Consider the following 16907-nt stretch of genomic DNA (forward strand, 5'->3'; position numbering starts at 1 on the left):
CCCGCCGGTCCCGCCCGCCGGTCCACTCCCACCAGGCGCAAGCCGTACGATCCGACCTGATCGTCAGGTCGTGAGGTCGACGACCGCCTTGACGTCGCCCGCGGGTTCGAAGGCCTCCAGGGCGTTCGAGAGGGGGACGCGGCGGGTGATGAGGCGTTCCAGCCAGGACAGGTCCGCCTTGGCCAGCGCGGCCGCGGCGTCGCGGTAATGGCGCTGGTTGGCGTTGACCGTGCCGAAGACCACGTCGTTCTCCAGGACGATGTCCCGGTTGATCACCCCGGCGTCCACGCGGTGGGCGCGCCCGCCCGACGACAGGCCGCACAGGCAGACGATGCCCGCGGCGGCCGTGGTGGTCAGGGCGTCGATGACGAGCTGCCCCGCCCCGGTGCACTCGATGATGACGTCCGGCTTGTCGTCCCCGAACGCCTCCAGCGTCGAGGACGAGTGGTACGTCGCCCCCAGCTCCTCCACCAGGCTCGACTTGAGGCCCGGCGCGGCCCGGTCGAGCACGTGGACCTCCAGACCGCGCTGCCGCCCGAACAGCGCCGCCAGCAGCCCCACCGGCCCGGCGCCCGTGACCAGCACGGTCTGCGGCTCGAACCAGGCCCGCGAGCCGATCCGCTCGATCTGCTCCCACGCCTTGGCCACCACCGATGCGGTCTCCACCAGCACGCCGACGCTCTCCAGCGAGGGATCCACCCGGACGGCGTAGGCGGCCTTCACGGTCCACAGCTCGCTGGCGTACCCGTCGAGTTCCTTGATGCCGCGCTCGGTGTAGCGGCCGTTGCGGCACATGTCGAACTCGCCGCGCCGGCAGGCCCCGCACGGCTCTGGATCGGGCCGGCGGACGACGCCCACGACCAGATCGCCGGGCGAGAACGCCGAGCCCTCGGGGCTCTCCAGCACCCGGCCGAGCGACTCGTGCCCGATGACCATGCGCTCGCGTTCCGGGGGCGGCCAGCCGTACTCGCCCAGCTCCAGCTCCCGGTCGGTGCCGCAGACGCCCAGGGCGAGCCCCTGGACGAGCAGCTCGCCAGGGCCCGGCCGCGGGTCGGTGAGCTCCTCCACGGCGAGCGTCCCTTTCATGCGGGGTACGAACGTCAGTGCGCGCATCGCTCTCACCCCCTCGCCTCTGCCCCTACCCCGGCGACTGTGGGAAATAGTAGGACGTCCTAGTATCTTCGAAGGTGAAGCCTCCACGAAGGAGTGATCAGGCGTGCACGTCCCGGTACACCCCGTACGTTTCGTGACCGCCGCGGCCCTGTTCGACGGGCACGACGCGGCGATCAACATCATGCGGCGGATCCTGCAGTCCCAGGGAGCGGAGGTCATCCACCTGGGCCACAACCGTTCCGTGGACGAGATCGTCACGGCCGCCATCCAGGAGGACGTCCAGGGCGTCGCCATCAGCTCCTACCAGGGCGGCCACGTCGAGTTCTTCTCCTACCTGGTGGAGCTGCTGCGCGAGCGCGGCGCCGGGCACATCAGGGTGTACGGCGGCGGCGGGGGAGTGATCGTCCCCGAGGAGATCGCGCTGCTGCACTCGCGCGGCGTCGCCCGCGTCTTCTCGCCCGAGGACGGCCAGCGGTACGGCCTGCCCGGCATGATCAACAAGCTGATCGAGGAGTGTGACGTCGAGCTGGGCGACCCGCCGTCGGTGGAGGCCGTGGTCTCCGGTGACCAGGCGGCGCTGGCCCGCGCGATCACCCTCATCGAGTCCGGACGCGCCCCCGAGGACCTCGTCGCGGGCCTGCGCGCGGCCGGCGCCAAGGAGCGCGACGGCGGGCCGGCCCCCGTGCTCGGCATCACCGGCACCGGCGGCTCCGGCAAGTCGTCGCTCACCGACGAGCTGGTCCGCCGCTTCCGCGTCGACAACGACGACAAGCTGCGCATCGCGATCATCGCCATCGACCCCACCCGCAGGCGCGGCGGCGGCGCCCTGCTCGGCGACCGCATCCGGATGAACAGCCTGGGCCCGCAGACGTACTTCCGCTCCCTGGCCACCCGGGGCGCGAGCAGCGAGGTGCCGGCCTGCCTCGACGACGTGGTCACCGCCTGCCGGGCCGCCGGACACGACCTGGTGATCATCGAGACGCCCGGCATCGGCCAGGGCGACGCCGGGATCGTCCCGCACGTGGACGTGCCGATCTACGTGATGACGCCCGAGTTCGGCGCGGCCTCCCAGCTGGAGAAGATCGACATGCTCGACTTCGCCGAGGCCGTGGTCATCAACAAGTACGAGCGCCGCGGCGCCGAGGACGCCCTGCGCGACGTGCGCCGCCAGCTCGTGCGCAACCGCGAGGCGTTCGGGGCCAGGCCCGAGGACATGCCGGTCTTCGGCACCATCGCCGCCCGCTACAACGACGCCGGCGTCACGGCCGTCTACCACCACCTCAAGCCGCTGCTCGGGGTCGGGACGGGCCCGGGGCTGCTGCCGCAAGTGGAGGGGCGCACCTCCGAGGTGTCGGCGGCCATCGTGCCGCCCGCCCGGTCGCGCTACCTGGCGGAGATCGCCGAGACCGTGCGGGCGTACCACGCCGAGACGCTCGCGCAGGCCGAGATCGCCCGCCGCCGCCAGCAGCTCGCCGCGGTCCGCGAGATGCTGGGGGAGGACGGAGGGCGGCTCGCCGAGCTGGCCGAGCAGGCGGAAAGCGCCCTGACCGAGGAGAGCCGCGCGCTGCTCGACGGCTGGCCCGCCATCAAGGAGCGCTACCGCGCCGACGAGCTGGTCGTGAAGATCCGCGACCGGGAGATCCACACCCCGCTCTGGCGCGAGACGCTTTCGGGCAACCGCGTGCCCCGGGTCGCGTTGCCGCGTTACAGCGACCACGGCGACCTGCTGCGGTTCCTGCGCGGTGAGAACCTGCCGGGGATGTTCCCGTTCACCGCGGGGGTGTTCCCGTTCAAGCGGGACGACGAGGACCCGACGCGGATGTTCGCCGGTGAGGGCGACCCGTTCCGTACGAACCGGCGCTTCAAGCTGCTGTCGGAGGGCCAGCCGGCGACGCGGCTGTCCACCGCGTTCGACTCGGTGACCCTGTACGGCCACGACCCCGACCCTCGGCCCGACATTTACGGAAAAGTCGGCACTTCTGGGGTGTCCATCGCGACGCTCGACGACATGAAGGTGCTCTACGACGGCTTCGACCTGGCGGCGCCCAACACGTCCGTGTCGATGACCATCAACGGCCCCGCCCCGACGATCCTGGCCTTCTACCTCAACACCGCCATCGACCAGGCCAGAGAGCGCTTCCGTGCCGAGCACGGCCGCGACCCCGGCGAGCAGGAGGACCGCGAGCTGCGCACCCGCACGCTCGCCACGGTCAGGGGCACGGTGCAGGCCGACATCCTCAAGGAGGACCAGGGCCAGAACACCTGCATCTTCTCCACCGAGTTCTCGCTGCGGATGATGGCCGACATCCAGGAGTGGTTCATCGCGAACGGCGTGCGCAACTTCTACTCGGTCTCGATCTCCGGCTACCACATCGCCGAGGCCGGGGCCAACCCCATCAGCCAGCTCGCCTTCACCCTCTCCAACGGCTTCACCTACGTGGAGGCGTACCTGTCCAGGGGGATGAACGTCGACGACTTCGCGCCGAACCTGTCGTTCTTCTTCTCCAACGGCATGGACCCGGAATACAGCGTGCTCGGACGGGTGGCCCGCCGCATCTGGGCGGTGGCCATGCGCGAGCGGTACGGCGCCAACGAGCGCTCGCAGAAGCTGAAGTACCACATCCAGACCTCGGGCCGTTCGCTGCACGCCCAGGAGATGAACTTCAACGACATCCGCACCACCCTGCAGGCCCTGATCGCCATCTACGACAACTGCAACAGCCTGCACACCAACGCCTTCGACGAGGCCGTGACCACGCCGTCGGCCGACTCGGTGCGCCGCGCCATGGCGATCCAGATGATCATCAACCGTGAGTGGGGCCTGGCCAAGAACGAGAACCCGCTGCAGGGCTCGTTCATCGTCGAGGAGCTCACGGACCTGGTGGAGGAGGCGGTGCTGAGCGAGTTCGAGCGGCTGTCGGAGCGCGGCGGCGTGCTTGGCGCGATGGAGACCGGCTACCAGCGCGGCAAGATCCAGGACGAGTCCATGCTGTACGAGATGCGCAAGCACGACGGCTCGCTGCCGATCATCGGCGTGAACACGTTCCGCAACCCGGAAGGCGCCGACCAGTCCGACGCCCACAAGCTGGAGCTGGCCCGCGGCACCGAGGAGGAGAAGCGCTCCCAGCTGGAACGCCTGAGCGCCTTCCAGGACCGCCACCGCGACGAGGCCCCCGCCCAGCTCGCCCGCCTGCGCCAGGTGGCGATGTCGGAGGGAAACGCGTTCGAGGTCCTGATGGACGCGGCCCGCGTCTGCTCTCTCGGCCAGATCACCGACGCCCTCTTCGAAGCCGGCGGCCAGTACCGCCGCAACGTCTAGCGCTTCGGTACTTCCGCTCCGTCCTCCGTGACGATCCGCCGCGGAGCCGGCGACCTGAGCACCCATCCCGTCCGCCCATGGGTATGGACGCCCGACCGGAAACCTCAAGCCTGACATCGCGGCAGGGCCGTCTCAGGCTGAGCCGGAGGCGGACGGGGTGATCGAGTTGGCCGGGCCCCATGGATAGGATCACGAACGGGGCACGCTCAGCGAAGAAAGATCGCTAACAGGAGGTTTCATGTCCGACGTCACTCTCAGGGGCAACCCGGTCACCGTGGCCGGCACCTTCCCCAAGCCGGGCGACACCGCGCCCGCGTTCCGCCTGGTCGGGGCTGACCTGGCCGACCGGTCGCTCGACGACTTCGGCCAGAAGACCAAGGTGCTCAACATCTTCCCGAGCCTTGACACCGGCACCTGCGCGGCCAGCGTGCGCCGTTTCAACGAGGTGGCCGCCGAACACCCCGACATCGCCGTGCTGTGCATCTCCGCGGACCTGCCGTTCGCGCAGAAGCGGTTCTGCGGCGCCGAGGGGCTCGAGAACGTGACCACGCTCTCGGTCATGCGCGGCCGTGAGTTCCTCAAGGACTACGGCGTGGCGCTGGAGTCGAGCCCGATGGCCGGGTTGGCCGCGCGCGCGGTGGTCGTGCTCGACGGCGACAACAAGGTCGTCTACTCCCAGCTGGTGCCCGAGATCAGCCAGGAGCCCGACTACGACGCCGCGCTCGCGGCGCTCAAGTAAGTCTTGAACTCTCCGGCCAGCTCCAGTAGGTGCTGATCGCCCGTGGCGGTGTGCTGGAGGTCGAGGATGACCTCGTCGACCCCGGCCGCCGCCACGGTGGCGAGATAGGCCGACAACTCGCCGACCGTGCCGCTGCGCGGCGGTGTGCCCGCGTCGGTCACGATCGGGTTGGCCCGCAGGATCATGCGCAGCGCGCCGGGATCGCGGCCGGCCTCCTCGGCGCTGCGGCACACCGTCCGCCACATGGCGGTGAGCACGGGCACCGGCAGCGACGCGGTCAGCCAGCCGTCGGCGCGGCGGCCGACGCGGCGCAGCGCCGCCTCGGAGAAGCCGGCCAGGTGGATCGGCGGGCGGCGGGCCGGCTTGGGCTCGATGTGGCTGGGCACGATCGTCCACAGGTCGTGCTCGAACTCCACCGGGTCGCTCGTCCAGATGGCTTCCAGCGCGTCGAGCGTGGCGTCGTAGCGGCCGGCGCGATCCTTCCACGGCACCCCGGCGGCGGCGTACTCGTCCGACGACCAGCCGAGCCCGAACCCCGCCTCCAGCCGGCCGCCGCTCAGGTGGTCGATCGTGGTGAGCGAACGGGCCAGCACCACCGGCGGATACCAGCAGGCGTTGAGCGCGCTCGTGCCCAGGCGTACGGCCGAGGTGACCGAGGCGGCCACCGACAGCACCGCGAACGGGTCGAGGAACACCCGGTGCGCCTCCGGGATCGCCCCGTCGCCGCCCGGATAGCGGTCTTTCGGGCGCAGCGGCGTCATCAGCCGGTCGCCCGCCCACAGGCTGTCGAAGCCCATGGCCTCGGCCTCCCGCGCGACCCGCAGCACACTGGACGATGCGGCGAAGACGCCGTACTGCGGTACTGCCAGCCCGATACGCATGCCCCGGCCCTTTCCGCCCACGCCGCACAGGATGGCAGCGATCTTCTCACGCCCGCGCGGGACGCGACGAGCACGCTCGTAAGCTGGGGTGCGTGGCTCCGGTGCTGACCTTGCTCGACGGCGTCCGCTGGCGAGGGGCGCGCGTGATCGGCGATCGCGCGCACACCCTGCTGGCGGTCCTCGCCCTGCACGGCCGGGCCGGGGCCGGTGACGAGCGCCTGGTCGAGGAGCTGTGGCCGGGCCGCCCGCCCGCCAACCCCATGAAGGCGTTGCACGTCGTCGTGTCACGGACCCGTGCCGCGACCTGCGCCGACGCCGTGGCGCGCACGGCACGCGGCTACCGCCTCGGCCTGCCCGACGAGCAGGTGGACGCGCTGCTGCTCGGTCTCCTGGTCGAGCGGGCGCACGCCGCGCTGGCCGAGGACGACGTGGCCGGCGCGCGCCGCCACGCCGAAGAGGCCATGGACCTCGTGGCCGGCGGCCTGGAGGCCGCCACCGGCCCGCTGGCCGACCTGAGGGCCGTCGCCGCCGGTCAGCTGGCCGAGGCGCGGCGCGTGTCGGCCGTCGCGCGCTCCCGAGGCGGCGACCACAAGGACGCGCTGCCCCTGCTGGAGGAGGCCGCGGCCGTCCGGCCGCACGACGAGGAGCTGCTCGCCTGCCTGCTGCGCAGCGAGGCCGCGGTACGCGGCTCCGCCGCGGCGCTGGAGCGCTACGAACGCCATCGCGCGGACCTGGCCGAGCACCTCGGCACGGACCCGGGGCCGGAGCTCGCCCGCGTGCACGCCGCGTTACTCGCCGCCGACCGGCCCGTGCGAGCGGGCGTGCTGTACGACGGCTCCTCGCTGCTCGGCCGCGACGGCGACATCCGCGCGGTGCACGCCCTGCTGCGGGCCAACCGGGTGGTCTCCGTCATCGGGCCCGGCGGGCTGGGCAAGACGCGCCTCGCCCACGTCGTCGGCAGGAACGCCACGCAACCCGTCGTCCACTTCGTCGGGCTCGTCGGCGTTTCCTCGCCCGAGGGCGTCATCGGGGAGGTCGGCTCGGCGCTCGGGGTCCGCGACTCGGTCAGCGAGCGCCGTGCGCTGACGTCCGAGCAGCGTGCCGACATCCGCGCCCGCATCGCCCGGCATCTCGACCAGGCCCCGGCCTTGCTGATCCTCGACAACTGCGAGCACGTGATCGATGCCGTCGCCGATCTGACGGCCTTCCTGACCGCCACCACGCGAGACCTGCGGGTGCTGACCACGTCCCGCGCCCCGTTGTCGATCCCCGCCGAGCGGGTCTACCCGCTGGGCGAACTGGAGCCCGGCGACGCGGTGGAGCTCTTCCGCCAGCGCGCCACGGCGGCCCGCCCCGGCGTGCGCATCGACGACAGGGCGGTCCGCGAGATCGTCACCCGGCTGGACGGGCTGCCGCTCGCGATCGAGCTGGCCGCGGCCAAGGTGCGGGTGATGTCGGTCGAGGAGATCGCGCGGCGCCTGGCCGATCGGTTCGCCCTGCTGCGCGGCGGCGATCGCAGCGCCCCTGACCGGCATCAGACGCTGCTCGCCGTCATCGACTGGTCGTGGAACCTGCTCGCTGAGCCCGAGCGTCGGGCCCTGCGGTGGTTGTCCCGGTTCGGCGACGGCTTCACGCTGGCCGCCGCCGAGTACGTGCTCGGCCCCGACGCCCTGCACGCCGTGCACGCGCTGACCGAGCAGTCGCTGCTGAGCGTCCACGAGACGGCGTACGGCATGCGTTACCGGATGCTGGAGACCGTCAGGGAGTTCGGCCGGGTGCGCCTGAAGGAGGCCGGCGAAGAACGGCCCGCGCGGGCCGCGCTGCGGGCGTGGGCGACGGACTACTCGCTGCACAACGCCGCCAAGGTGTTCAGTCCGGACCAGTTCGCGGCGGTCGACGCGCTGCGGGCCGAGGAGGTCAATCTCACCGATCTGCTCCGTCAGGCGCTCGCCGAGCCCGATCCCGCCACGGCGGTCCAGTTGCTGAACGGCGTGGGCGCGTTGTGGTCGATCCGCGGCGACCACGCCAGGGTCATCGCGCTCAGAGACGCGATCATCCAGGCGGTCAGGGGGTGGTTCCCGTCGCCGGAGCTCGTGGAGGCCACCCGGGCCGCCCTGTTGGTCACGCTCATGAACACGATGATCGTCGTCGACGGCCGCGACGGGCAGCTGCGCGAGCTGCTCAGCCGGCTGCCCGTCCACGACACGACGGATTCTCGCCTCGCGGCGATGGTGACGGTGGCGCTCGCGTGCGACCCGTCGGAAGGCGCCGATCTGCGGGGCCGGCTGGAGATGTTGTGCCGCAGCGCCGACCGTGACGTGGCGCTGATGGCGACGCAGACGAGCGTCCACGTCCTGGAGAACGCGGGCGACACGGCCGGGGCGATCGCGGCGGCCGAGCGTGCCCTGACGCTGCTCCGCGAGGACGAGGGGCCGTGGTTCGCGGCCGTCCTGCACAACGTGCTGGGCCACCTGAGCATGCAGCGCGGCGACCGGCGGCGGGCGATCGCCCATGCGCGCGTCGCGCTGCCGGTCCTGCGCCGCCTCGGCGCCACGGACGACGAGACGCAGCTGCGCTCCATACTGCTGATCACCGCGATCGCCGACGGCGACCACGCGACCGCTGAAGCCGAGCTCGCGGAGATCATCCGCATCAACGACAGCGAGGCGGTTCTCGGCGGGCTGGCGATCGTCTCGTTGTGCGCCGCCGAACTCGCCCTCGCGCGCGGCGAAACGGCGGCCGCCCTCGCCGACTACCGCCTGGCCGTCCAGCGGGCGCGCGATCTGCGGCTGCCGGGGATGCCGAGCTCGGGGTTCGAGCCGTGGGTGGTCACGGCGGAGGCGCTCGCCCTGACGGCGCACGCCTACCACGCCGGGCCGGCGGATCTCCCGTACGGTGAGGAGTTGTTCCTGTCCTGCTCCACCGGCCGGGCCCGCGATGTGCTGAACGCGGAGAGCACGCTCATCGACTACCCGGTGAGCGGCTCGCTGCTCTTCGCGCTCGGCACCTGGGGGCTGTTGCGGGAGGCCGCGGCTCCCCGCGACGCGGTCGCTTCGCTGGTGCTGGCCGAGCGGTTCTCCTACAACGGCATGATGCCCAGCATGACCTTTGAGCAGATCGAGCCGTACGCCGAGGACGTCGCGCCGGGGATGCTCGCCCGCGTGCGCGCCGAGTACGGCGACCGGCGCGGCGACGACCTCCTCGGCGAAGCGCAGGCCCTCGTCGCAAGGCTCTCCGGGACGTCAGATGTGCCGCTTGTAGCTGCGTACCGACAGCGGCGCGAAGACCGCGACGACGACCAGGCAGGCCAGCAGCGTCCAGGCCACCTCAGTGCTCACGAGAGCGCCGTTGGCGAGGTCGCGAGCGGCCGTGACCAGGTGTGAGACCGGGTTGACCCGGACGAACGCGGCAAGCCAGCCGGGCAGTGTGCCGACGGGGACGAACGCGTTCGACAGGAAGGTCAGCGGAAACAGGATCATCATGGAGATGCCCTGGACGGCCTGGGCGCTCTTGGCGATCGTGCCGACCCAGGTGAAGATCCACGCCAGCGACCAGCCGGTGAGGATCGCCAGCAGGATCGCGGCGAGCACGCCCGTCACCCCTCCACCGGGGCGATAGCCCATCAGCAGGCCCATGGAGAAGGTCAGGGTCGCCGCGGTCGCGTAGCGCAGCAGGTCGGCCACCATCGGGCCGGCGAGCGGCGCGATCCGGGCGATCGGCAACGACTTGAACCTGTCGAAGACGCCCTTCTCCATGTCCTCGCGCAGCTGCGTCCCGGTGACCATGCACGTCGTCAGGACGGTCTGGGCGAGGATGCCCGGGATCATCAGCGGGAGATAGCTCTCCACGTCACCGGCGATCGCGCCGCCGAAGACATAGGCGAACATCGCGGTGAACAAGATCGGCTGCAGCACCACGTCGAAGAACTGCTCGGGGTTGCGGCGCATCTTCTTGACGGCCCGCCACGCCATGGTCATGGTCTGGGCGAGCGTCTCGCCCATGGAGACGTGCCGCCGGGCGGCCGCCACCCGCTCCGCCGCCCGTACGGTCTGCCGGGCGGGCGCGATCGTCGTGCTGCTCATCGGTTCTCCTCCACATCGGTCCTGTCATCCGTCTCGTGGCCGGTCAGGGCGAGGAACACCTCGTCCAGGCTGGGCTTGGCCACGCTCACCGAGGAGATCGAGACCCCGGCGGTACGCAGCGCGATCAGCACGTCCGCGGCCCGGTCGGCCTGGTCGAGCGCGACGTTGAGGCGGCCCTGCTCCGGGCTGAGCACCGGGTCGGAGCCGAGGACGCGCCGGACGACCTCGACGGCGGCCGGCACCTCGCCGGGTTCGGCGAGCAGCAGCTGCAGGGTGGAGTCGCCGACCGCCGTCTTCAGCTCGTCGGGCGTGCCCTCGGCCACCTTCCGGCCGCGGTCGATGACGGCGATGCGATCGGCGAGCTGGTCGGCCTCGTCGAGGTACTGCGTGGTGAGCAGCACCGTGCAGCCGTCGGCCACCAGGCCGCGGATGGTGTCCCACATCTGGCCGCGGGTCCGCGGGTCGAGGCCGGTGGTCGGTTCGTCGAGGAAGATCAACGGCGGTCTCGTGATCAGGCTGGCGGCCAGGTCGAGGCGGCGCCGCATGCCGCCGGAGAAGTGCGCGAGCGTCTTGTCCGCGGCCTCTTCCAGGCCGAACTGGCCGAGCAGCCGGTCGGCGATCCGCTTGGCGCGCGCGGAGGGGATGCCCTGCAGCCGGCTGAAGAGCCAGAGATTCTCGCGCGCGGTCAGGTTCTCGTCGACCGAGGCGTACTGCCCGGTGACGCCGACCAGCTGCCTGATCACGTGCGGGTCGGCGGCCACGTCCACGCCGAAGATCTCGGCACGGCCGGCGTCGATCGGCAGCAGCGTCGCCAGCATCCGCAGCGTGGTGGTCTTGCCGGCGCCGTTCGGGCCGAGGACGCCGAAGATCTCGCCGGCCCGTACGTCGAGGTCGATGCCGTCCACGGCACGGTGCTCGCCGAACGCCTTGACCAGCCCTTCCGCGCGTACGGCCGGTTCCGTTCCGGGTTCCGTGATGTTCATGACAGCACTGTCGCCGCCCCCGGTTTCACGGCCCCCTCGCGCCGGTTTCACGACCTAGGCTGCTGGTGTGGACGACACCGGAGCAACCGTGGAGATTCCCGGCGCCGTACGCCGGATCGTGTCGCTGGTGCCGTCGCTGACCGAGTCGGTGGCGGCGACCGTCCCGGACGCGCTGGTGGGGGCCACCGACTGGTGTTCCCACCCGGGCGATCTCGACGTGGCGAGGGTCCGCGGCACCAAGAACCCCGACCTCGACACGATCAGGCGGCTGCGGCCCGACGTGGTCCTGGCCAACTTCGAGGAGAACCGCCCGCAGGACATCGAGGCCCTGCGCGCGGCGGGCCTCGCGGTCTGGGTCACCCGGATCGTGACGCTGGAGCAGGCGTTCGCCTCGCTGGAGCGCATGTTCACCCGGGCGTGCCGCGTCGAGCCGCCCGCCTGGCTGGAGGCGGCACGGCGGGCGTGGGGCGAGCCGTACGCGGGTCCGAGACGCACGGCGATCGTGCCGATCTGGCGGCGCCCCTGGATGGTGGCAGGCCGTGAGACGTTCACCGGCGACGTGCTGCGCCACCTGGGCGTGGACAACCTGTACGCCGACCATCCCGAGCGCTATCCCAAGATCCCGCTTCCCGAGCTGACCGCACGCCGCCCCGACCTCGTGGTCCTGCCCGACGAGCCGTACGCCTTCAGCGCGGGTGACGGCCCCGAGTCGTTCCCCGACCTCACCTGCGCCCTGGTCAGCGGCCGCCTGCTCACGTGGTACGGCCCCTCCCTCGTGGACGCCCCCGCCCTGCTGCGCGCGGCGCTCGGCTGACCGCCTCAGCCCACCGTGCCGGGTTCGGCGGCCAGCGCGGCGTCGACGGAGGCGGCGGAGAGCACGTGCTCCATGACGATCACTGCCATTCCCACGATCGCCGCCCGCTCGCCCAGCGAGCCGGTGGCGATCTTGAGGTTGCGGGTCGTGTACGGCAGGCTGCGCCGGTAGACGATCTCCCTGATGCCCGTCAGGTAGTGCTCGCCGGTCTCGGCCATGTCACCGGACAACACCAGCACGGCCGGGTTGAGCAGGCTGATCGCGGTGGCCAGCACCACGCCCAGCGTGCGCCCGGCCTCCTGGACGCGTGAGATGGCCGCCGGGTCGCCGGCCTGGACCAGGCGCACGACGTCGCGGCTGGAGCCGACGCCGAGGTCGCCCGCCAGGGCGTGGCCGCTGGCCAGCGACGCCACGCAGCCGCGCGAGCCGCACGTGCAGACGCGGTCGTCGTCCTCGTTTAACCGCACGTGACCGATGTTGCCGGCGGCGTCCTCGACGCCCCGGTAGATGCGGCCGTCGAAGATGATGCCGGTGCCGATCCCCGTGGACACCTTGACCAGCAGCAGCGCGTCGGAGCCGCGCCACGTGGACCACCACTCGCCCAGCGCCATCGCGTTGGCGTCGTTCTCCACCAGGATCGGCACGCCGTACGTCGCGGCGATGGCCTCGCCCACCGGGTAGTCGTCCCAGCCGGGCATGAGGAATGACCGGATGACCCGGCCGCTGGTCTGGTCGACGGAGCCGGGCACGTCGAGGCCCACCCCGCACACCTCGTCCGGCATCCGCCCGGCCCGGTCGAGCATGCGCTGGAACGTCTGCCGCACCCACGACAGCACGGCCTCGGGCCCGAGCTCGATGCGCATCTCGGTGCGCTCCTCGGCCAGCGTCCGGGCGGCCAGGTCGGTCAGCGCCACCCTGGCGTGGGTGGCGCCCAGGTCGGCCACCAGGATCAGCCTCCTGGCGGCGTCCACGTCCAGCACCGAGGGCGGCCGCCCGCCCCCGGAGCTGGCCACGCCGCACTCGTGGATGTAGCCCGCGTCGATCAGCCGGTCGACCCGGTCGGTGATCGTCGAGCGCGACAGCCCGGTGTGCTCGATCAGCTCCTTGCGGGTACGGCAGGCGCCATTGCGGATGAGCTGGAGGATCTGCCCTGCCGTCAGCATGATCTATCCCTTCTCCGCCCCTGCGGTGAGGCCCTCCGTCAGCAGCCGTTCGCTGGCGAAGAACACGATCACAATGGGCAGTGTGAGCACCACGGAACCTGCCATCAGGACCGTCGTCGGGATCTCGATGCTCCCCGCCAGCTGCGAGAGCCCGAGCGAAACCGTCCAGCTCTCCCGCCGCTCCACGAGGAACAGCAGGGCGAACAGGAACTCGTTCCACGCGATCATGAACGCGTAGAGGCCGGTCGCCATCAGCGCGGGCTTGGACAGCGGCAGCACCACACGCCAGATGGTCGACAACCTCGTGCACCCGTCGATCGCGGCCGCCTCTTCCACGCTCTGCGGCACGGTCTCGAAGTAGTTGCGCAGCATGTATACCGTGACCGGCACGGTCTGCGCGATATAAACGAGCACCAAACCGATCAGCGAACCTCGCAGCCCGATCATCGTGAAGAACACGAACAGCGGGATGGCCAGCACGATCGCCGGAAAGAGGTACACCGCGAGGAAGAGGAAGTGCACCTGCCGCCGGCCGAAGAAGCGCAGCCGCGCGACGGCGTACGCGCCCGGGATCGAGATCAGCAGCGTGACCAGCACCGAGGCGACCGAGACGATCGCGCTGTTCTTGAGGAAGATCAGGAACCCCTGCCGGGTCAGCACGTTCTCGTAGGTGTCCAGGGTGAAGGCGCGCGGCCACAACGAGCCGGGCTCCAGGATGAGCTCCTGGATGTCGCGTACGGACAGCATCACCATGTACAGGAACGGGAACCCGGTGATCAGGAAGAGGAACGCGATCACCACCGGTCTGAGCACCTTCAGCAGGCCGCGTTCGAACCTGTCGCGGCTCATGGTCGGCTCAACGGCCCTGCTCACGCTCGCCTCCCGCGAAGAACTTCAGATAGACGATCAGAAAGACGACCAGGAAGACCGCCAGCACGATCGACTGCGCCGCGGCGGCGCCGATGTCGTCGCGGGCGGTCAGGAAGTTGTAGACCCGCACGCTGACCACCTCGGTGCCGGCGCCGCCGCCGGTCAGCAGGTAGACGTCGTCGAACTTGGTGAACGTGAACACGAACCGCAGCACCGCAAGCAGCGCGATGATGCGCCACAGCTGCGGCATGATCACGTAGCGGAACCGCTGGGTCGGCGTGGCGCCGTCGACCACCGCGGCCTCGTCCAGCTCGGACGGCAGCGCCTGCAGCCGGGCCAGGATGAACAGGAACGCGAACGGGAAATACCGCCACGCCTCGAACGCGATCACCGTCAGCAGCGCCACCGGCACCTGGATGCCGAGGAACTCGCCCTGGGCCTGGCTCAGGAACGCGACCGGCTCGTCGAGCCAGGTGTTGACGATGCCGTACTGGGGGTTGAGCATCGTCTCCCACAGGAACGCGACCGCGACGACCGGGGCCACGTACGGGATCAGGATCGAGGCCCGCACGATGGTCCTGCCCCTGAACCTGTCGCGCAGCGCCAGCGCGGTCACCAGGCCGATGGCGATCGACAGCGCCGTGCCGGCGACGGTGTAGATCAGCGTGTTGACCAGCGACGACCAGAAACCCGGCTCGGAGACGACGTAGGCGAAGTTCTCCAGCGTGTAGTTGCCGAACAGGCCCACCTGCCGGATGTTGATCAGCCGTACGTCCTGGAACGCGAGCATGATCGCCCACAGCAGCGGCAGCACGACGACCACCAGCGTGATGATCAGCGTGGGCGAGATGAGCGTGAGGCCCGCCCGCCCCTCCTGCTGCCTGAGAGTGCGGGGGCTCACTCGCGGATCCCGCGCTTGATGGACTCGACCTCCGACTTCGCCTGGGCGGCGGCGGCCTGCGGGGTCATGGAGCCGTCGACGATCGCGCTGAGCGCCTTCGGCACGGGCAGCTCGCCCATCGTGGCGCCGACCAGCTTGCCCTGGCCCTGCGGGATGCCCCAGCGGGCGAAGGTGTCCGGGCTCTTGCGCAGCGCGTCCAGCACGTCGGCGGGGTAGACGTCGGCCAGCGGCCGCTTGTCGTCGACGCCGGCGGGCATCTTCTCCCAGGCGGTGTCGAAGCCCTTGCGGGTGGGGACCTTGCCCTCGGGCGCCATGCCGATCCAGCGCTCGTAGCCCTCGCTCATCATGTACGTGACGAACCGGGCGGAGGCGTCCCGGTTCGCGTCGCGGGTGATCGCCCAGGAGACGATCTCGCCGTACTGGGCGGGGGCGCCGCCGTCGGGGCCCTTGAGCGCGGTGACGACGCCCGTGTTCTCGGCCAGCCACTGCGGGTCGTCGCGGCACTCGGCGCAGCTCGGCAGCGCGTCCTTTCGCAGCCCCGCCATCTCGTCCAGGATGAACGACGACCAGATCATCATGGCCGCCTTGCCGGAGAAGTACGTGGCCCGGGTGGAGTCGACGTCCTGCCGGCCCTTGACGGAGTAGTCGGAGGCGAGCTTGGCGTAGAACTCGAAGGCCCGTACGCACTGCGGCGAGTCGAGGGTGACGTTGCCGGAGCCGTCCACCAGCTCGCAGCCGTTGGCCAGGGCGACGTGCTCGAAGCTCTGCGCGGTGAACGAGTCGCGCGGCGCGATCGCCAGTGTGATGCCCGCGACGCCGCCGGTGTTCAGCTTCGCCGCCGCGGCCTCCAGCGTCTCGTACGTGTCGGGCGCCTGCAGCCCGGCCTTCTCGAACAGGTCCTTGCGGTAGAGGAGGAGTTGCGCCCACCCGTCGCTCGGCACCGCGAGCAGCGTGCCGCCGGAGGAGTCGAGCTCCAGCGCGCGGGGGGAGAAGGTGTCACGGCCGAGCTGGTCGACGATCCGACCTGGGGTCTCGGTGTCGAGCAGGTCGTTGGCCTCCAGCTCGCGCACCTGGGCCAGCGGCAGCGCCCCGATGACGTCCGGCAGGTCGCCGGCCGCGGCGGCTGCGGTGACGGTCTGGCTGAACTGGTCCTCGGCCACGCCGACGAGCTTGACCCGGATCCCGGTCTTCTGCGTGAACTCGTTGACGATCGCGGTCTGCAGGGCCATCCGGTCCTCGAGGTTCTCCTCGGTCCAGACGGTGATCTCGTTCGCGGACGACTGCCCGCCGCCGTCGTCCCCGCAGGCCGCCAGGGAGGCGACGGCCAGGAGGGCGACGGAGAGGACGGCGGTAACCTTGTTGGGCATCACACGCTCCTCCGGTTGGGGATATGCCGCCCTTACCCCCGGATGAGGTCACGCAACGTGCGGTAAGCGATACAGAGACCGTTCTGTACTCTGTCCGTGCTCCGCTCCAGGCCCGCGTCTCTCGCGCTTGGCGGCGAGGTTCCCGGGATGCCCATCGGGGTGCCAGCACTTCCTCACGCGGTCGCCCACAACGATCTCCCCCCGGCATCTTTCGCGTAGTCGGCCAGCGGTCTCCGGCTGCGTTCGAGGTCGTCGCGCACGGCCGGCCGGGCCCGCGGCCGGCGGACGTGCCGGTCGTCGGGCGGCCGCGTCGGCCACGGAACGCCTGACATGCGCGTTCACCAGGGGCCCTTGCCCAGGGTGAAGATTGTTCTCGTCGTACGCGGCAGAGGAAAGCGTCAGTCCGGTCTCCCCGAAGATTCGCCTGAAACGATCGCGTTCTGCTTCGCGGCAACGATCTACCCTGGTGTGATTTGTGTCATCCCGAGCCGGTCAGCCGGCTTCATCAAGGGCCTCGAAACCCTGCTCGACGGCCTCATGGCGATGTCGGAAGGGTCGCTTTCCGGAAGACACGCAGTCAGGAACCCCAATTTCATCAGTCACATCTTCGACTGAAGTCGTAGACTTGTGAGTGTTACGAGCGCAACTATCGTTTGCAAACAAGGACTAAAGCTT

At 70.8% G+C, this 16907-nt stretch carries 13 protein-coding genes and 1 pseudogene; 5 read left to right on the plus strand and 9 right to left on the minus strand.

The window, feature by feature from the left end:
- Nucleotides 1–63: 63 nt before the first annotated feature.
- Nucleotides 64–1113, minus strand: coding sequence for a glucose 1-dehydrogenase (locus E1286_RS27255; protein WP_132616844.1), 1050 nt, complete (start codon nucleotides 1111–1113; stop codon nucleotides 64–66).
- A 103-nt stretch (nucleotides 1114–1216) separates the two neighbouring features.
- On the opposite strand from E1286_RS27255, the gene icmF reads away from it, so the two are divergent.
- Complete coding sequence (gene icmF / locus E1286_RS27260; protein WP_132616846.1) at nucleotides 1217–4432, plus strand: fused isobutyryl-CoA mutase/GTPase IcmF; 3216 nt, start codon at nucleotides 1217–1219, stop codon at nucleotides 4430–4432.
- Nucleotides 4433–4670: 238 nt separating this feature from the next.
- Nucleotides 4671–5171 carry a thiol peroxidase gene (gene tpx / locus E1286_RS27265; RefSeq protein ID WP_132616848.1) on the plus strand — a complete coding sequence of 167 codons (501 nt, stop codon included), beginning with the start codon at nucleotides 4671–4673 and terminating at the stop codon, nucleotides 5169–5171.
- Here tpx and E1286_RS27270 read toward each other — a convergent pair.
- A complete protein-coding gene (locus E1286_RS27270; RefSeq protein ID WP_132616850.1) occupies nucleotides 5141–6052 on the minus strand; it encodes a TIGR03619 family F420-dependent LLM class oxidoreductase in 912 nt (303 codons plus the stop codon). The two genes, tpx and E1286_RS27270, sit on opposite strands and share 31 nt — an antisense overlap.
- Before the next feature lie 260 nt (nucleotides 6053–6312).
- Between E1286_RS27270 and E1286_RS50505 the strand changes: the two are divergent.
- Nucleotides 6313–7242, plus strand: a pseudogene (locus E1286_RS50505) (AfsR/SARP family transcriptional regulator); the annotation flags it as partial.
- Nucleotides 7243–9294: 2052 nt separating this feature from the next.
- On the opposite strand, the gene E1286_RS27280 reads toward E1286_RS50505, so the two are convergent.
- Nucleotides 9295–10134, minus strand: coding sequence for an ABC transporter permease (locus E1286_RS27280; RefSeq protein WP_132616852.1), 840 nt, complete (start codon nucleotides 10132–10134; stop codon nucleotides 9295–9297).
- Nucleotides 10131–11117 carry an ATP-binding cassette domain-containing protein gene (locus tag E1286_RS27285; RefSeq protein ID WP_132616854.1) on the minus strand — a complete coding sequence of 329 codons (987 nt, stop codon included), beginning with the start codon at nucleotides 11115–11117 and terminating at the stop codon, nucleotides 10131–10133. The genes E1286_RS27280 and E1286_RS27285 overlap by 4 nt, the downstream gene beginning before the upstream one ends.
- Nucleotides 11118–11184: 67 nt before the next feature.
- Here E1286_RS27285 and E1286_RS27290 point away from each other — a divergent pair, with 67 nt between their 5' ends.
- A complete protein-coding gene (locus E1286_RS27290) occupies nucleotides 11185–11931 on the plus strand; it encodes a helical backbone metal receptor (RefSeq protein WP_132616856.1) in 747 nt (248 codons plus the stop codon).
- 5 nt (nucleotides 11932–11936) lie between these two features.
- Here E1286_RS27290 and E1286_RS27295 read toward each other — a convergent pair whose 3' ends face one another.
- The 5 genes from E1286_RS27295 to E1286_RS48140 form a co-directional block, all read right to left on the minus strand.
- Nucleotides 11937–13094, minus strand: a complete 1158-nt coding sequence (locus E1286_RS27295; RefSeq protein ID WP_132616858.1) for an ROK family transcriptional regulator — start codon at nucleotides 13092–13094, stop codon at nucleotides 11937–11939.
- A 3-nt stretch (nucleotides 13095–13097) separates the two neighbouring features.
- Nucleotides 13098–13967, minus strand: a complete 870-nt coding sequence (locus E1286_RS27300) for a carbohydrate ABC transporter permease (RefSeq protein WP_246075209.1) — start codon at nucleotides 13965–13967, stop codon at nucleotides 13098–13100.
- Complete coding sequence (locus tag E1286_RS27305) at nucleotides 13951–14865, minus strand: carbohydrate ABC transporter permease (protein ID WP_132616860.1); 915 nt, start codon at nucleotides 14863–14865, stop codon at nucleotides 13951–13953. The genes E1286_RS27300 and E1286_RS27305 overlap by 17 nt, the downstream gene beginning before the upstream one ends.
- Nucleotides 14862–16232: an ABC transporter substrate-binding protein gene (locus E1286_RS27310; protein WP_132616862.1), complete on the minus strand. Its 1371-nt coding sequence runs from the start codon at nucleotides 16230–16232 to the stop codon at nucleotides 14862–14864. The genes E1286_RS27305 and E1286_RS27310 overlap by 4 nt, the downstream gene beginning before the upstream one ends.
- Nucleotides 16233–16405: 173 nt before the next feature.
- On the minus strand, nucleotides 16406–16564 hold the full coding sequence (locus tag E1286_RS48140; RefSeq protein ID WP_165969937.1) for a hypothetical protein: 159 nt from the start codon (nucleotides 16562–16564) through the stop codon (nucleotides 16406–16408).
- Nucleotides 16565–16592: 28 nt separating this feature from the next.
- Between E1286_RS48140 and E1286_RS27315 the strand changes: the two genes are divergently transcribed.
- Nucleotides 16593–16847, plus strand: a complete 255-nt coding sequence (locus tag E1286_RS27315; protein WP_132616864.1) for a hypothetical protein — start codon at nucleotides 16593–16595, stop codon at nucleotides 16845–16847.
- Nucleotides 16848–16907: the final 60 nt, after the last annotated feature.

Origin of the sequence: Nonomuraea terrae, from assembly GCF_004348995.1 — a bacterium.
Lineage (GTDB): Bacteria > Actinomycetota > Actinomycetes > Streptosporangiales > Streptosporangiaceae > Nonomuraea > Nonomuraea terrae.